Source organism: Vibrio sp. J383 (assembly GCF_023503985.1).
Classification (GTDB): domain Bacteria; phylum Pseudomonadota; class Gammaproteobacteria; order Enterobacterales; family Vibrionaceae; genus Vibrio; species Vibrio splendidus.
Map to the genome: position 1 here is coordinate 943,453 of NZ_CP097294.1, position 16,592 is coordinate 960,044.

Consider the following 16,592-nt stretch of genomic DNA (forward strand, 5'->3'; position numbering starts at 1 on the left):
ATAACTGAATGCAAGTCACAACCTATCGGTTTACTTTACAGCGTATTAGTGATAATTAATTAACTGTTAATGATTTGTTGTTTGCTAGTATTAACTAAAGAGAGTGTGCTGATTTCTCCGGCTTTTTATTGAGTAAATTGATGTTCTCAAGGTCAGCGTTTTTGTAAGGAAGAGGTTTAGGATGGATCCTATTTTATATATCGAAGTTGGTGGTGTTGTGTGGCAAGTATTCCCTGATGGGACTTGGCTTCAATTACCTGCTACGCAGCCAAAAGTTGAAGGCGTGCAAGTCGTCAGCATTGAACCTCAGAATTTACAAGAGGCTCAGCCCTTAACTGAACCACAAATCGCCGCTGTTGAACAACAGTTGGAAAAGGTGGTCACCGAACTCGTTAACAACATTGAAAGCGCACCTCAACAGCCTAACTCAGCGAATGACCAACCTAGTTCCAGTGCCTCTTTTATTGCTTATGTTCGTTCCACCTTAGATGAAACGCTCGCTGAGGCAGGTTTTGATACGCGTCCTACAGAATATGTCGAAGAAGATACAGCATCGAATGAAGGTAACCTTGATATTCTGTTACCTAGTGCACTATTAACCGTTGATATATTAGATGGTGGAGATGGGTACGAAAATCAGTTTGAAGTACCAGGTGTCACGATTACGGGTACGGCAGAGGATGTTCGAGACGGGCGTACCGTTGTTCTGACCATCACTGATGTTAACGGCAACACTGTTACCACTACTGCCGTGACTAGTAACGAAACTTATGTCGTCAATGGCGTCGACCTCTCTTCATTGGAGGAGGGTGATCTCCAAGTCGATGCGGTTGTTGCCGATGATTTTGGCAATAGCATTACAGCTAACGATTCCACAATCAAAGACACATTAGCCAACATTGAGGTTGATTTCGATGGCTTTGGTGATGAGTTTTACAATCAATTTGAAATATCGAATGGGGTGCTAGTTGGTACGATTGCCAATGTAGAAGATGGGCAAACCATCAACATTTCAATTACCGATAGCCAAGGAATGACACAAGAATACACAACGGAAGTATCAGGTGGAACTTGGACTCTGACTCTTCAAGACTACTCAAGCTTTGCAGAAGGTGAGCTGACCGTTGTTGCCAATACTATCGATATTGCTGGAAACCCTACAACAGCAACCGACACGATCGTGAAAGATACGCTAGCGAACATCACCGCTGCGGTTGATGATGGTGGCGACGGCGTCCTCAATAGCTTCGAAATTCAGTCTGCTAAATTCTTTGGTACGGTACAGAATGTAGAAGATGGCCAAACGGTCAATATTCGTATTTCTGACAGCACAACGAATGTCATTGTTCTGACGGCAACTGTGATTGATGGTGCTTGGTCAGTTGAAGGCGTGGATCTAACCAGTTTTTCCGATGGTGGCATTCAAATTGAGGCTGACACTGTTGATGTTGCCGGTAACCCTGCTTCAGCAATAAATAGCGCAGGGCAAATTGTTATTGATACTGTTTCGCCTGTTATAGACATTGATACGCTAGATGGTTTTAGCATTTTGGCATTTCGTAGTGGCCAACTTACAACCATGCAGGGTACAACCAATGTTGCAGAAGGTTTACCGGTTTACATTGAAGTAAACGACGGGACTCAGACACTGGTGTTCGAGGGAGTTGTTGATTTCGCAGGTAACTGGGTGGTGGAGAATATTGATATATCTACCTTAAATTCTTCTGCGGAATGGACGATCGACGCAAAAGTTTTCAATACAGTCGGCAACGAAGCCATCGATGACATGCCGACGATTATTCTTCCTGAATCAGTGGTGTTTTCGGAAAACATCATCGGTATTTTTGGAGACGAAACACAAACTTCTGATATTAGGATCGATTTTGCGGACTTCTCGTTTAGCGCAGATCAAACTATAGCTGAGTCGCTAACTTCTCAAAGCTTGTCGATAACGATTACCGTATCAGGTGACAAACAAAGCCTAACGGGCACGCGAAGTGATGGTCAAATTGTGTTCGACGCTTCAATTTCTGGCAGCAACGTAAATATCAATTTTTATAAGGCGATTGACCAAGAAGCAGGATTAGATTCAATTCAGACTGCGCTGGTTATTGAAGGTTTACAAACGGATGCGGACGGCACTACTGAGCTCGTCATCGGTCATCTACCTATAGTGATCAAAGACTCGGAACCACTCATTTTTGATGAGTCTTATGAAGTAATTGAAGGTGAGGTCACGTCAGGAAATGTACTGAATAATGATATCGATCTTGATACACAGCTGACAATAAAAAGTGTTGAAGTTGATGGGACGACACAAACAATATCCGGGAGTGCGCCAGTTTCTTTTACTTTGGATGAAGGTGTTTTGACCGTTTTTTCCAATGGTCATTGGACGTTCGTCGCCAACAGAAATTTGGATCACACCGTAGCTCAAAACATCACTTTCAACTATGTTGCAGGCGACAGCAGTAATGACTTCGGAAGTGGCACCGCGGTCATCGATATATTTGATGGTGATGTAGGGTTAGTTGTTGGTGGGACAACAACCAGCTCTGAAGGTGATGTGTCTGATGGAGTTCAAACTGTCGTTGGTCAGTTTACTGTTTCCGCAGGCTCAGATAATCCAGATCCCGCTTCGATTGTATTTAATGCCAATACTTTAGTGCAGTTAGATGCTCTGGGCTTGACGACTGGAGATGAGGAGTTCCCTCTAATCTACACGCTTGCGAATGATGGTAAAACGATTACCGCGCAAGCAAACGGTGAAACGATATTCACACTAACGTTGAGTGCCGCCGCTAGTGGTATTGATGTTCTATCAGACGTCACTCTAGTGTTAGAACAGCCTATAAACCATGTACTTACCAAAGATTCTATTACTTTGCCACTTGTAATTGATGGGACGGATTTAGATGGTACTTCTTTAGAGCAAGGGCAATTCGATTGGATCATCCAGGATGGAGCCGACCCAATATTAACTTCAATCAGTAACGCGAGCATCGATGAATCAGATCTTGTTCACGGAAGTGTCTCTGATACAGGTACCTTCAATCTCAATGTTGGGAGTGATTACGTCGAATCTGTCTTTTTTGGTGCAGGAGATCAGCCGCAGTTATTTAGCGGTGGCGAGCAAATTATTTACGTGGTGTCGGCTGATGGAGATGAGCTGGTTGGTTATGTTGGCTCTGAGAGTAGTGAGAACAAAGTGTTTACTTTGAGTATCTCGCAGCCATCTGGTGAGGCAGATACTGACATTGTTTATATCTTTGAGCTATTCAAGGGGCTCGACCAAACGAATGGAACCGACCAAATTCCTTTTGTCATCACAGCAAAAGATGATGACAACGATGAAACCAAATTAGCCTTAAATGTGTCAGTGACTGATGGTGGTGAGCCAACGATTGGTTCTGGAACGGTTGAACTGAGTGAAATCCCTGTAGCTGATAGCACGCCGTCGGGAGTAGGTTCTATAGCAAACGTGAGCTTGGCGATTACCGCTGGTAATGATCCTCTGGTTCTCTTAGGGTTAGATGTGATCACTGGCCAAGCTGTTCTTGATAGCGATGGTGTCGCGGTAACCAGCAATGGTGAAGCGTTGACTTGGCGTGACAACGGAAATGGTACATTTGATGCTGTTCTTGGCAATGGTGATGCTGTTTTAAAAATCAGGCTTCCAGATGACTTTAGTCTTGAAGCAAATGGTTCAACAAACGTAACTGTTGTTATTGAGTTATATCAGTCCATTGATCATGGCTCTGGCACAAAAGATACCGAGCTGACCATTCCGGCCTCTATCGTTACCATAGACTCCGATGGTTCGCAGGATACGCAAGAATCTGATATTAAAATATACGACGGTAAGGACCCTGCATTCTCAATTGTAGGCAGCATATCTGTCGATGAAGATGGACTCATTGGTGATAACGAACAAACTGGGACTGAAGAACCAAGCCCATCGATCGCGATTATCCAAGGCTCGGACGATATCGCATCAGTGTCAATTAATGCCGCTGCTTTTGACGCATTAGCTTATACCAGTGGTGGGCAAGTCATTTCATTGCAGGCAGTGAATGCCGATGGTTGGTATTACGCTCAAGATACGTCGGGTAACGATATCTTCCGAATTCGTTTTAACAACGATGGCACAACAGAGTTCAACCTATATGCACCTCTTGATCATGCAAATGCTGATGGAGAGAATAATCTAGCCCTCAATTTCGAACTGACAGTCAACGATGCGGATGGAGACAGTTCTGATCCTGCCATTTATATAGTTAATGTCACGGATGCCATTCCAACTTCACGAAGCGGTTCTATTGAAATGGTTGAGGGTGATGACCTCAATGGACAGTTCCTAACGGAAGAGTTCGCAGGTGCCGATGGAGCAACTATTGTAAGTTTCGATTATCGCGGTACTACCTACACCTTTGTGGATGCTGATACTCCAATAACCATTGATCTAATCAACGATTTTGACAGTGGTAGCGTATACGGCCAATTTACCCTTTCACCTGATGGTAGCTATCAACTAACCACGAATCCCAATGTAACGACCAATCCTGTCGATCCTAAGATCGTCGATGATATTGATTATTTGGTGCGAGATGCCGACGGCGATGAAGTGGTAAGTAACGCGGAGCTCATACTGGATGATAACGAAGGCTTTATTCGTTATGAAGATTCAGAAACCACAGAAGATAACAACGCCATTATTGTTGTGAGTGTTTCTACTGGAGACGTGGACCAAAGCGAAACCGTTACGGCCATTGAATTCTCTGAAGATTCTTTGCAAGGCGGTAGCCTGTATTTAGATGGCGTATTGCTTCAAGTAGTTGATGGCAAGGTGACGCTTTCAGGCAATCAGTTAACGGCGATTGACAGCCAGTTTACTGGCCCGAATGGTCAGTTGACTTATCGACCTGCACTCCATGAATCCAATACGACCTCAACGGTTATTCTAGCGATCAACGCGATCATTAGTACTGACACGGTTCCAAAAGAGCTGACCGCAGATGTTTCTGTTTCTGTTTTACCCGTAGCGGATGCCCCGGATTGGTCCGATTCTGTATTTACATACCAATCCGTAGAAGACGACGCAGATCCAATTAAATTAGATATCACCGCTCAGTTGGTTGACCAAGATACATCTGAAGAACTGTCTTATACCATTAGCGAAATTCCAGACGGGTTGAATATCACCTTGAACGGTAGCGCCGTTAAAGAGGGTAAGGAATACACCCAGACCCAAATCGACAAAATGGAAATCAGAGCCGATGAAAATCTAGCGGGTCGATTCGAGTTTGAGATTACTGCGATTGCAACCGAAGCGGGAAACACCTTCGCTGACCCTGATGATAAAACGGCCGATATTGTTAATACCGTAGTTGTCGAGATTTCACCGGATGCGGATGCCCCAATTTTATCTGTCAAAGATTACAAAGGTCTGGAAGATGAAAGCATCTTCCTAAAGAACGTAATCAATGGTGCGTTGACTGATACTGACGGTTCTGAATCGTTAAGTTACCAAGTTGAAGTACAAGACGGTTGGGTAATTCAAGGTGGATTGTTTGACTTAATTGGCCCTAATACTTATCTCGTGTCTGCTGAAGCGATAGAGAATGGTACTGCTTATTTAATACCAAAAGAAGACATCAGTTCCTTTACGGAAGAGCTGTTTATTAAGGTGACTGCCGTTTCTTATGAATCGACAGTTGACTCGTTAGACCCTGTTAATGTGACCGCACTTAGCGATACCAAAACCATCAATATTTTCCTCAAAGGTGTCGTCGATGAGCCGATTGTTGTGGATGGTGGCAATGCGCACTGGGAATATGACAGCGATACAAAAATTATCAGCAATCAATCTGTCCTCAATGAAGATGGTTTGATTCGTCTCGATTTTGTAGTCCAAACCTCAGATGACGATGTTTCAGAAGAAATTAATATACTCTTGACCAATATTCCTGATGGCACCTTGCTGGTGGATTCGTTGGGTGAGCCAGTGTCGCTGACGATCGCGTATGTTGATGATGTGACAGGGCCTGTATTCCAAGTCTCTAACGCTCAACTGAATGACCTATACCTCAAGCCTGTTACTGATTTCAGTGGCGCGTTAGAGCTAACTGTTATTGCTATTTCAACAGAGCCAGATGGTGATTCGGGCGAGTTTCCGATGACGTTGAAAGTAGAGTTAGCACCGATTGTCGATCAAGAAGATGGCCAAACAGTTAGCACTCAAGGTATTGAAGACAGCCAAATTGGATTGAATCTTGAGCCATCTGTGAATCAAGATGTTGATGGAAGTGAGTCTTTAACGGGGTATGTGATTGATAGCCTTCCTGCTGACCTGACTCTTTATTTCGATGGCAGTGTAATTGCTGTGCCAGTTTCAGGGCTAGATCTAGAAAGTTTATTGGATTCTACGACGCCAACATTGTCCGAGCTTTTAAGTAGCGGAAGACTGTCAGTAACCGCTACTGAAGATTTGAGCGGTACATTTTCGATCCCAATTACCTACGAAGTTACCGACACTTCGCCGACAGGCTCGACTGATGTAAAAGATATCTCGGGATCAATCAGTGTCACCGTCGATGCGAGGGTTGAGTCAGATACTCGTTTAGAAAGCTCTGGTCAGCTATACATCAGTGATGACGGCTCTCCAGTCAACGTGTCTGATGCCGTTACTTTTGTTGACGCTGATATGGATGGCTCAGAATACTTAGATTATATCTTGATCGATGTGCCTGATGGTTATTCGTTGATTATCGATCACCCGAACGGAGCCGCTCAAGATATTTCAGGAAACTGGATTATCTCTGCGAACGGTCTTACGAGTGACTCTATCCAAGAGTTGGCGCAAGAAATCTTGAGCGGTATGACGATCTCCAGCCCAAGCGATACTCCCGTTTTAGATATTGTGGTTCGTGCTCGTGTGATTGATGGCGAAGATTCGAAGTATATTGATACTTCATTCCAAATTCAGATCACTGGCCATGACGGCGGTGGCGGTACTTGTGACCCTGTTGGCCCACCAAGTCCCATTCAACCGGGTGGTGATATTAAGACTAATGAAGGCGAAGATATCGATCTTACGGGCTTGCTCAATACCAATGTAGCCAGTGACCCAGATAACTCGATTTCTTTCTACATTCCTGCCGATTCGCTTCCTGAAGGCGTTGAGATTTCTGGAGATGGCGTTATTGCTGAATATGACGGGTCTGGCGAAGTAGTTGGTTACTCGATCACTGCCGATGGCCTCTCGAAATTGACGTTAACTGGATTGGACGAAGACTTCGCTGGGTGTATTGATTTCACGATAGAGACGATTGAAACCTCGCCGTGTAATGGTGAGACGGTAACGACAGCTCAAACTATTAGTATTCAAGTCTTGCCTGTTGTGGATGACATCACCGTTGCCACGGATTCGACAACGATTCAAGAAGACATCGCCACGGATCTTAATCTTGAGCTTGTTCTTGGAGATAGCGTTGAAGACGGTCAGTTAATCACGGGTGAAGGCAATAGTGCTACTGGCAAGGAGACAGTTAACTCTCTGACCATCACAGTATCAAATGGTGTAACACTATCGGAGAGTCCTACTGATACTGGCTTGTTGGTTGATAACGGCAATGGTACTTGGACGGTAACGGATCCTAGCCGCTTGAGTGATGTGTTGGTAACGCCACCTGAGCATTACAGTGGTGAAATTACCCTCACTGTGACAGCAAATATTACCGACAAAGCGGATTGCGTAACAGAAACGGATACGCAAGATAAAACGACTGTGGTGACTATCACCGTTGAGCCAGTCGCTGATGCGGCGAACTTGATAACAGAGGATATTATCGGCGACGAAGATAACTACATTTCATTGTCATCACTCAGCGCGGAGCTGATTGACCAAGATGGCTCTGAAAATATGTCCTTGGCATTGAAAGGAGTACCTGAAGGCGCGGTTGTTGCGATAAAGGTGGGCGACAGCTACGAATTAGTTCCTAACAATGGCGTCGATGGCGGTACCTTTGATGGTAACCCTACTTACGAGTGGCAGCTCGATCCAAGCCAGCTTGCCAACCTTGTAATTCTACCGCCGCGAGACTTTAGTGGCGATATTAATCTGTCTCTAGAAGCCATTACTCAAGAAATCGGCACCACAGAAATCCGCTATACCGAATCTGAATTTACCGTCGGTGTGAATCCTATTGGTGATAAAGTTGAGTTCTTCGATTTACCTGAACAGCTCACTGGAAGTGAAGATGATGGCATCGTGATTCCTCTTGATGCCAATAGCTTTGAAACTAACAGTGATGAGTTTTTAGCAATTACGGTAACAGTGAATGGAACTTCGGACCCATCAGGGTTAGTTGGGTTAGACCGAATTCGAATTGGATCAGAAACCAGTTCTTTCACCAGTGTTGGTGGCATCATACAGGCGACGATCCTCGTTAAAGCAAGTTCTGTTGATGAGCTCGAATTCTTTGCAGGTGATGCGTTTGGTAACCTCGATATTACGATTACCGGCCGAACGGTTGATCAAAATACGGTACTCGGTGAGTTAGTGGTCGACACGGGTGACCCGAGCTCGCAAGACATGACGCTTATTATCACACCAGAGCCTGATGCACCGTTATTGAGCGTTGAATACTCTTCGATCGTGGCAGAAGCAAGTGGCACGATTCCTCTTGGTTTAGACCTTTCTCTTGTAAACCCTGCTGATTCAGAAGTGGGCTTCATTACAATTTATGATATTCCCGCAGGTTTGACGTTCTCACATGGCTCTATGGTCGATGGTCAATATGTGGTGGACCTGGCAGATGTACCGAATCTAGCGATTACGGGTGGCTATGATGGCGTTGACCCATTTGAAATCACCATCGAACCTTCTGCTGAAATAGGCAACAACCAAGCGGTAGGATTACCTCAAACGGTATCGGTTGAATTTGTTGCTGAAGGGGATTCTACGATTACCGCGACAGATGATAACGACCTGCTGATTGGCGGGACGGGCTCAGATAATTTTGTGTTCGCATCTTCAGGCTTAGGGAGTGCAGAAGCACCAAGCTACGATGTGATTCAAGATTTTGATGCGTCTCCAGATACTGATGCAATTGACCTCTCGGGTATTTTGGGAAGCCTAGGGCTTAATACAGGGCTAGGGGCAACACAATATCTAGATTTAGAAGAATCTGGTGAAGGCGTGACCATTTCTATTAAACCTAATGGCGACGAAGACGTTCAACAAAACATCTTAATAGCCGATGTCACGTACGACGAACTGTATCAAGGTGACAGTAGCAGTGCATTAGAAGCACAAATTTTACAAAAAATGATAGAAGACAATAATTTAACGCTGTAAGTTGGATGTACAGTCTATAAAAGGAAGTTTAGATTGGTAGAACAAAAAGACAGCTGGCTAGGTTGTGTTGAGTGGCTATGTGAGTATTTTAATGTTCGAAGCCATCCTTCCAAAATAGTGTCTGGCCTACCTTTAGATAAAGGTAGGCTCAATGAATCCCTTTTCCCAAGAGCGATTGAGAAATCGGGCTTAACTCTGAGCCACGTAAAAAAAGAATTACTGACTCAATGTCAGTTCCCCGTTGTTGCGGTTAATTCCGCGACAGGGAGTCCCCTTGTTGTCACTCAAGGTTCCGGTGACGATTTTCAAGTATTGGATTGCGAAACCAACTCAAACCAACAAACTTCATTAAAAGAATTGGTTACTCAAGTCGAATCGTATGTGTGGCAAGTGGGTGCTCAAGCGCTTGATGATGCGCGTGTCCAATCCCATGAACGTAGCGAGAATAAGTCCAACACCCGTTGGTTATGGCGTGTCGTCAAGGAAGTGAAACCTTGGTATCGAGACCTGTTTATCGCTTCATTCTTGATCAACTTGCTCGCGCTAGTCGTGCCTCTTTTTACCATGAATGTATATGACCGTGTGGTGCCAAACCAAGCGTTTAACACGCTTTGGGTGTTGGCGGCAGGCGTTGGTATTGTCGTTATTTTTGATTGGGTGTTGAGAAGCTCACGAAGCTCTGTGACCGACATGGCTGGGCGCTATATTGATAACAAGTTGTCTTCTCAACTGTTCTCTAAAGTCCTTGGTATGAAGCTGGAAAATCGACCTCAGTCGGTAGGCGCCTTTGCCAGACAGCTTCAAGATTTCGATAGCGTGAAAGATTTCTTCACCTCCATCTCTTTAGTCACTTTAGTCGACCTACCATTTACCTTGCTGTTCCTGTTCCTTATCGGTTGGCTTGGTGGTGCAATGATGTTTATCCCAGTCGCAATTATGCTGGTATTGATTGTGCTGAGCATTGCGATGAAAGGTAAAGTCGAGAAAACATTCGATGAAACCGCACGTTTGTCGACACAAAGACAAGCACAGCTGTTTGATTGCTTAACAACCCTTCCGGATATCAAGCAAAACAATGCTGAAGGAATCACTCAGAAGCGTTGGGAACAGACTATTTCATCGCTCTCTCAATGGCAGACTCAATCTCGCCACTACTCTAATATCGTGACGCATTCCATTCAGTCGAGTCAGCAGATCGTCACCATCACTCTCATCATCTTTGGTGTGTATCAGATCTCTGAAGGCTTGCTGAGTATGGGTGGTTTGATAGCTGTGGTAATGTTGAGTGGACGTGCTGCAAGCTCAGTGAACCAGCTTTCTCTTCTATTGTTGAGGTTTCAACAAACCCGTTCTGCAGTCGAAGGTTTGAATCAGATCATGGAGTTACCGCAAGAAGAGTCTAAGCATCAAGTGATTGATAAGGGTGACTTTGACGGTGGGGTTAGGCTAGATGAAGTCACGTTTACTTATCCAGAGACTCAAAGCCCTGCGTTGAAAGAGATTTCTCTTGATATTAAGCCGGGCGAGCGAGTTGGTCTTGTCGGTGCGGCAGGTGCTGGAAAAACCACACTTTTATCGATTGTGGCTCGTCAGTATTTACCAACAACAGGGCAAGCTTTTTACCAAGAGATTGATGGGCAATTGTGGCCAACCAGTGTTCTGCGTAGTGGCATGGGCTGGGTGGGGCAAACCACTAATCTTATCTTTGGCAGTGTTTACGACAACGTCACCTTAGGTGCGACTAACGTTGATGAAGAAAAGCTAAGACAAGCGCTGCAACAGTCAGGGCTCAACGGTTACATGGGGCGCTTGAGCAACGGCTTAGAAACGCCAGTCGGCGAGGGTGGTCGATTGCTTTCAGGAGGACAACGACAAGCTGTGGCCATCGCCAGGGCGCTTTATCGCTGTCCAAAATTATTGATCATGGATGAGCCAACCAGCGCACTTGATAATCAAGCCGAGATACAGTTCTTCAATGCGTTGCAAAGTATGCCAAGAGAAACCTCGATGCTGATCAGCTCGCACAAATCTTCCTTCTTGATGATGTGTGATCGTGTGGTTGTATTAGATAAAGGTCAGATCGTGGCAGAGGGTGAGCCAAAAGACATTCTCTCTCTACAGAAGAAAAGTGTACCTAAAGGTACGAGCCGCTTTAAGACGGTATCTGTGGTGAAGGGAGGTCGTCATGAGTAATGATATTCAATGGACCAACAATCATTTGGCATTCCGTTCTCGCAAGCTGATCTGGCTCAGCGCGTTATTGATTGTCTCAATTATCGGCTGGGCAACGTGGGCAACATTGGAAGAAGTCGTGATCGGTGAGGGCAAAGTCGTTCCTAGCCTTTCTGTACAAACCATTCAGAGCTTAGAAGGCGGTCTAGTTCAAGAAATCATGGTGCGACAAGGCCAATCAGTGGTGAAAGGACAGCCTCTGGCTAAGCTCGAAGATACACGTTTTAAAGCGGCGTTTTTAGAGTCGGCTCAACAAGCCGATACCTTACTGGCCCAGCAATTAAGATTGAAAGCGGAGCTGGCGACAGTCGTTTTAAATAATGATGCAAAAGAGTGGTTTGAACGAGTGGTTTTGATACCGCAAGATATTGTTGTCGATGTATCAAGTCATCCCGCGTTAATGAATGCTAAGGCGAACTATCGAGAGCGTTTAGGACAGTTGAAATCTGAACTGGAAGAGGCGGCACTTCGTATCGAGCAACAAGACCAAGCACGTGTCGATACGCTCAATAATATCCAGACTCTTGAAAGCAGCCTCGAGATTGTGATTCGTGAGCGCAACATGCTGAAAGACGTAGTGGCGAGTGGTGCTGTAGCAGAAGTCGAGCTACTGAAACTGAACCGTGATGTGGTTAAACTGAAAGGTGATATTGCCAGTTCAAAAGTAGCGGCTCAAAAACAGATAGCCGCCTACTCAGAATCGATAGCGGATCATCGCAGCATCGCGTTAGATTTTCGTGCCAAAGTACAAGGCCAACTGAACGAAGTTGCCAGCAAAATAGCGCAATTGAATGAAAGCCAACAGGCGATCGCCGACCAGCTGAAACGAACACAAATCTTAGCGCCTGTTGATGGAACGGTAAAAGAGGTCTTTGTGCGAACCATTGGTGGTGTTGTTCGTCCCGGCGAACCGATCATTGAGATCATCCCATCAAACAGTGACCTGATTGTTGAAGCGAGAATCTCTCCGCAAGATATCGCGTTTGTTCATACGGGACTGGGGGCAACAGTCAAATTTACGGCCTATGATTTTGTCATTTATGGCGGACTTAAAGGTGAGGTGATTTATGTCAGTGCCGATGCCTTACAAACGGAAGACGGAAACGCCTATTATCGTGCCCATATTCAGTTAAACGAAGACCAGCAACAAAACTCTGCCTTTAGCATTATCCCAGGGATGCAAGTCGCGGTTGATATCTTGACCGGAGAAAAAACAGTATTGAGTTATTGGTTAAAACCTATTTTACGAGCTAAGGAAAACTCGCTTCGCGAACGATGAAGTGGATTAAAGCATAAATATAAAAGGAAGTGTAATGCATTCAAAATTCTTACTCTCTTCTTGCTTACTCATGAGCGGGCTGTCTCAAGCAGCCTCATTAGAAGAGTCCGTGGCCTTTGCCATCGACTATAGCCCAGAGATATTGGCGCAATACTCCCGATACCAATCGGTGGTCAGAGACGGAGATGCTGCAAGTGGTTTGTATATGCCACAAGTCAATTTGTACGCGGCGGCAGGCTATGAAGAGACGCGCTATAACAGCGGAAGCAAACTCGACACTGACGACCGCGGGCTAACGCGAACCGAGATTGGCGTTAAAGTCTCCCAGTTACTATTTGATGGTTTTAAAACGACGTCGAATGTCGACCGACTAACGTTCGAAGCTGAAGCCGAACGATTAACCCTGATTTCACGCGCTGAAAATGTCTCGTTAGATGTGGTTAGAAACTATCTCGATATTCTTAAGGCAGAGACGCTACTTGAACTGTCTAAGCGTAATGTAAAAGAGCACCAAGAGATCTATCAAGATATCCAAGATAAAAAGAGCAAAGGCTTGAGTAGCAACTCGGATCTGGCTCAAATCTCTGCCCGTGTTGCGACGGCGCAATCTTCATTAATCGCTGCTCAGAATAACCTGTTTGATTTACAAACTCAGTACCTACGTTTAGTCGGCAAGCCTGCTGTGAACTTGGTTTATCCACGTTTTGATTATGCTCTGTTACCAAGCTCAGCACAGGTCGCGCTTGAACAGGCTGTCGAGAATCACCCTGAGATCCAAGCCTCTTTACTTGATATCGATGCCGCTCGTAAAGAAATGCGCCGCGAGAAAGGGGATTACTACCCAGAGCTAAAGCTCGAGCTTCATGCCAACAAGAATGACAATGTGTCTAACCCTCCGGGTGGTGTTGATGAAGATGCTCGACTGATGTTGACGATGGATTATGACTTGTTTAATGGTTTCTCTACTGACTCTAGAGTTGAATCGTCAGCTTGGCGAGTTGAAGAGGCAAGAGCGATACGATTACGAACGGAGCGTGAGGTTAAAGAGGGTACTCAGCTCGCTTGGAACGCCTACAAGATGCTTGAACAACAAAAATCCCTTCTTCAGCAGAACGTGGATGCTGCCAAAATCGCAGAGCTTGGTTATATCCAACAATTCAATGTTGGCAGACGAAGCTTGCTGGATGTGCTCGATGCAAAAGTGGAAGTGTTCTTGGCTCGAAGAAACTTTATCAGCACTGAATACGATCAAACGTTAGCGGCTTATCGAGTGTTAAATGCGATGGGTATGTTGACGTATGCGTTGAGGATTGAACATCCAGAAGAGTGGCAAGGGGAGAATAAGTAATGAGATATTTTAAATTAGCGCTACTTAGCTCTATCTTGCTGATGGGGTGTGCAGAAACGCCCGATACGACGATGACTCGCCATCAAATTGATGACCTTGCGGATGATGACCGTGACGGTGTGATTAACCAACGAGACCTTTGTGCTGATACGCCAGAAGGTGTGACGGTAGACATTAAAGGCTGTGCAAACTGGAAAATTGTCGAAGATGTTGAAGTCTTAAGTGTGGCATTTGATTTCGATAAATATGTACTTAAACCAGAACACACAGCCGTTCTCAACGAATTAGTACGTTTACTTGGTGAGCAACCAGACGCCTCAGTGACCTTAGTCGGTGATACGAGTTCAGAAGGTACCAACGTTTATAACAAAGCATTGGCGAAGAAGAGGACTGGCGTGATTCGAGACGCTCTGATTGACAGAGGCATCGATGGGGAGCGAATCTTCGAACAAGAATTTACTCAGATAACCAGCTTAACTCAGCACCTTCACAAGCGTAAGCGTAGAACCATTGCAGTATTAAAAACAGAGAACATGGAAGTAAATCCATCTTGGAATATCTTTACCTCAGAGATGCAGCTCGACAGTAACAGCGATGTTGAATCTAAGACATCGATTGACCCAGTAGGAGGCCAGTAATGAAACGTCTATCTAATAAATCGGGCTTACTGCTTGCTGCTGTACCTGCGTTATTCTCAGTATCAACGTTAGCGAATGACGCCAGTGATATTGGTTTGGTTGCGATCGAGCCGAATATGCAGGGCCTTGTTGAAGACTTGCTTAAGAGCCAAGAGATCGACTTAGAGATCTTGTTGAGTGACAGTGTACCTGAGCAGATGATCATGCAACGTTCACGTGTTGGTATTACTTCCAAAAAGTGGACTGACAAAGAGATGGCTAGGTTCGACATACGCTACGGTTACAGACCGACTGAGCTAATGTTTACCGCAGACGTAATAGCGATCCTGGCGAACGAGAATAACCCAGCCACATCCATCAGTGTTGCTGAACTTATCGATGTGTTTGGTTGTTCTAGCGACCCTAAGCATCCTAAATGGACACCAAGCAGTGACACTCGTGACGGAGAAAGCTTAGACACACACATGTTGCCTTTCGCTATCGACCACAATCTGCAAGGCCATACCACCTTTTCAAGTTGGGTTGAATGTGGAGCTGACGGGGAGTATGCGAATACTCAATTCTTAGCGGATTTGCCGGATCTGATTAACAAGATAGAAGACGAAGATGCCGCCATTGGTTACACCGTTTACTCAGATCAGATCTCTGATGTGAAATGGCTGAGTGTGGTTGATAATCTAGGGGTGAACTACGACTTAAACAAAGAAACGATTCTCTCTGGTCGTTATCCATTGGCAACGGTTTACTATATGTACCTGAATATTCCCGCGCATCGCAAAGGCTTTACGGAACAAGAGAAGTTCTTTGTTGGGCTGACTTTGTCGGAAGAACATCAAGGTGTGTTGAACCAATACGGTTTCATCAGTTTGCCGCCAGAAGCTATTCAACGAAATAAAGTAAGGCTATCCCTTGAAGAACCAGCTATTGAAGGTGGGTATAAGTGATTCAAATATCGTGATGTAATCGTGAAGGGTTACGTTATTCGGCGATAGAATTTATCTAGCGGGCATGCATGCCCGTTTTTTTTCCCCTAAAATTTGTGCCTTGAGCGGTTGTTTGTTGATTGGTCACGTATAATGGGCGCTTCATACCGCGCGAATAAGCACAATTAATGAGAACTCTTCCTGTCTTAATCCTACCTTTGTTATTGGTCCTGAATACCCTTTCATTCTCTGCGCAAGCGAGTGAAAGCTGGTGGTTGCGAACGGTATTCAATAGCAGCCCAATTCAACCGAGTTCTCAAAACTATATTAACGATATCGATCTCATGGATTGTGGCGAAGTTGAAGGCACTCTGTTGTGCAGTGACTTAACCCAATATTACGATCTGGACGTTTATGTTGAATTGGAGTTGGGCGACTCAAGCGTTGAAACGGTTCGCTTAAATCTGCCATATTCGAACCTAAGTTACACAAAGCTTCAAGCCTACCTTCGCCAAGATGGCTTTGCTCTCAGCTCAATTCGTATTGGAGAGGATGAGTTCGATGTGGTCGCTCAACTCGAACAAGCGAAACGTGAAGGAGTGGGTTACGACAAGGTAGATAAACAACTCGTCGAATTTCTCAATGCACCACATCATTCCTCTGAGCAAATAAGTTTATGGAATGTGCCTAATTCTTCCTCATCTTCTTCTCGTTCTTCAGCTCCTTGGATTCAGCTACATAGTGATGGCGATAACTTAATGGTTGAACTAAATCGTCTTTAATTGCTCAAATTTATAGATAGTTTCGTCATTCA

7 protein-coding genes are annotated in these 16,592 nt (G+C 44.9%); all 7 read left to right on the forward strand.

From position 1 onward, the window contains the following. Positions 1–181 precede the first annotated feature (181 nt). The 7 genes from M4S28_RS20645 to M4S28_RS20675 all read left to right on the forward strand — a co-directional run bounded on the left by M4S28_RS20645 (position 182) and on the right by M4S28_RS20675 (position 16,560). Entirely contained in the window at positions 182–9,358 is a 9,177-nt protein-coding gene (locus tag M4S28_RS20645; RefSeq protein ID WP_249633696.1) for a T1SS-143 repeat domain-containing protein, read from the forward strand. 33 nt (positions 9,359–9,391) lie between these two features. Then, entirely contained in the window at positions 9,392–11,551 is a 2,160-nt protein-coding gene (locus tag M4S28_RS20650) for a type I secretion system permease/ATPase (RefSeq protein WP_249633697.1), read from the forward strand. Beyond that, positions 11,544–12,869: an HlyD family type I secretion periplasmic adaptor subunit gene (locus tag M4S28_RS20655; protein WP_249633698.1), complete on the forward strand. Its 1,326-nt coding sequence runs from the start codon at positions 11,544–11,546 to the stop codon at positions 12,867–12,869. Before M4S28_RS20650 ends, M4S28_RS20655 begins: the two co-directional genes overlap by 8 nt. A gap of 34 nt (positions 12,870–12,903) precedes the next feature. Then, entirely contained in the window at positions 12,904–14,217 is a 1,314-nt protein-coding gene (locus M4S28_RS20660; RefSeq protein WP_249633699.1) for a TolC family outer membrane protein, read from the forward strand. After that, the gene (locus M4S28_RS20665; RefSeq protein ID WP_065681667.1) at positions 14,217–14,855 is read left to right on the forward strand and encodes an OmpA family protein; all 639 of its coding nucleotides are present in this window, start codon (positions 14,217–14,219) and stop codon (positions 14,853–14,855) included. The genes M4S28_RS20660 and M4S28_RS20665 overlap by 1 nt, the downstream gene beginning before the upstream one ends. Beyond that, positions 14,855–15,799, forward strand: coding sequence for a PstS family phosphate ABC transporter substrate-binding protein (locus M4S28_RS20670; RefSeq protein ID WP_249633700.1), 945 nt, complete (start codon positions 14,855–14,857; stop codon positions 15,797–15,799). The genes M4S28_RS20665 and M4S28_RS20670 overlap by 1 nt, the downstream gene beginning before the upstream one ends. Positions 15,800–15,966: 167 nt before the next feature. Beyond that, entirely contained in the window at positions 15,967–16,560 is a 594-nt protein-coding gene (locus tag M4S28_RS20675; protein WP_249633701.1) for a hypothetical protein, read from the forward strand. Positions 16,561–16,592: the final 32 nt, after the last annotated feature.

Coding starts and splice junctions, on each gene's coding strand:
- M4S28_RS20645 (WP_249633696.1), top strand. CDS start 182: ATGGATCCTATTTTATATATCGAAGTTGGTGGTGTTGTGTGGCAAGTA.
- M4S28_RS20655 (WP_249633698.1), top strand. CDS start 11,544: ATGAGTAATGATATTCAATGGACCAACAATCATTTGGCATTCCGTTCT.
- M4S28_RS20660 (WP_249633699.1), top strand. CDS start 12,904: ATGCATTCAAAATTCTTACTCTCTTCTTGCTTACTCATGAGCGGGCTG.
- M4S28_RS20665 (WP_065681667.1), top strand. CDS start 14,217: ATGAGATATTTTAAATTAGCGCTACTTAGCTCTATCTTGCTGATGGGG.
- M4S28_RS20670 (WP_249633700.1), top strand. CDS start 14,855: ATGAAACGTCTATCTAATAAATCGGGCTTACTGCTTGCTGCTGTACCT.
- M4S28_RS20675 (WP_249633701.1), top strand. CDS start 15,967: ATGAGAACTCTTCCTGTCTTAATCCTACCTTTGTTATTGGTCCTGAAT.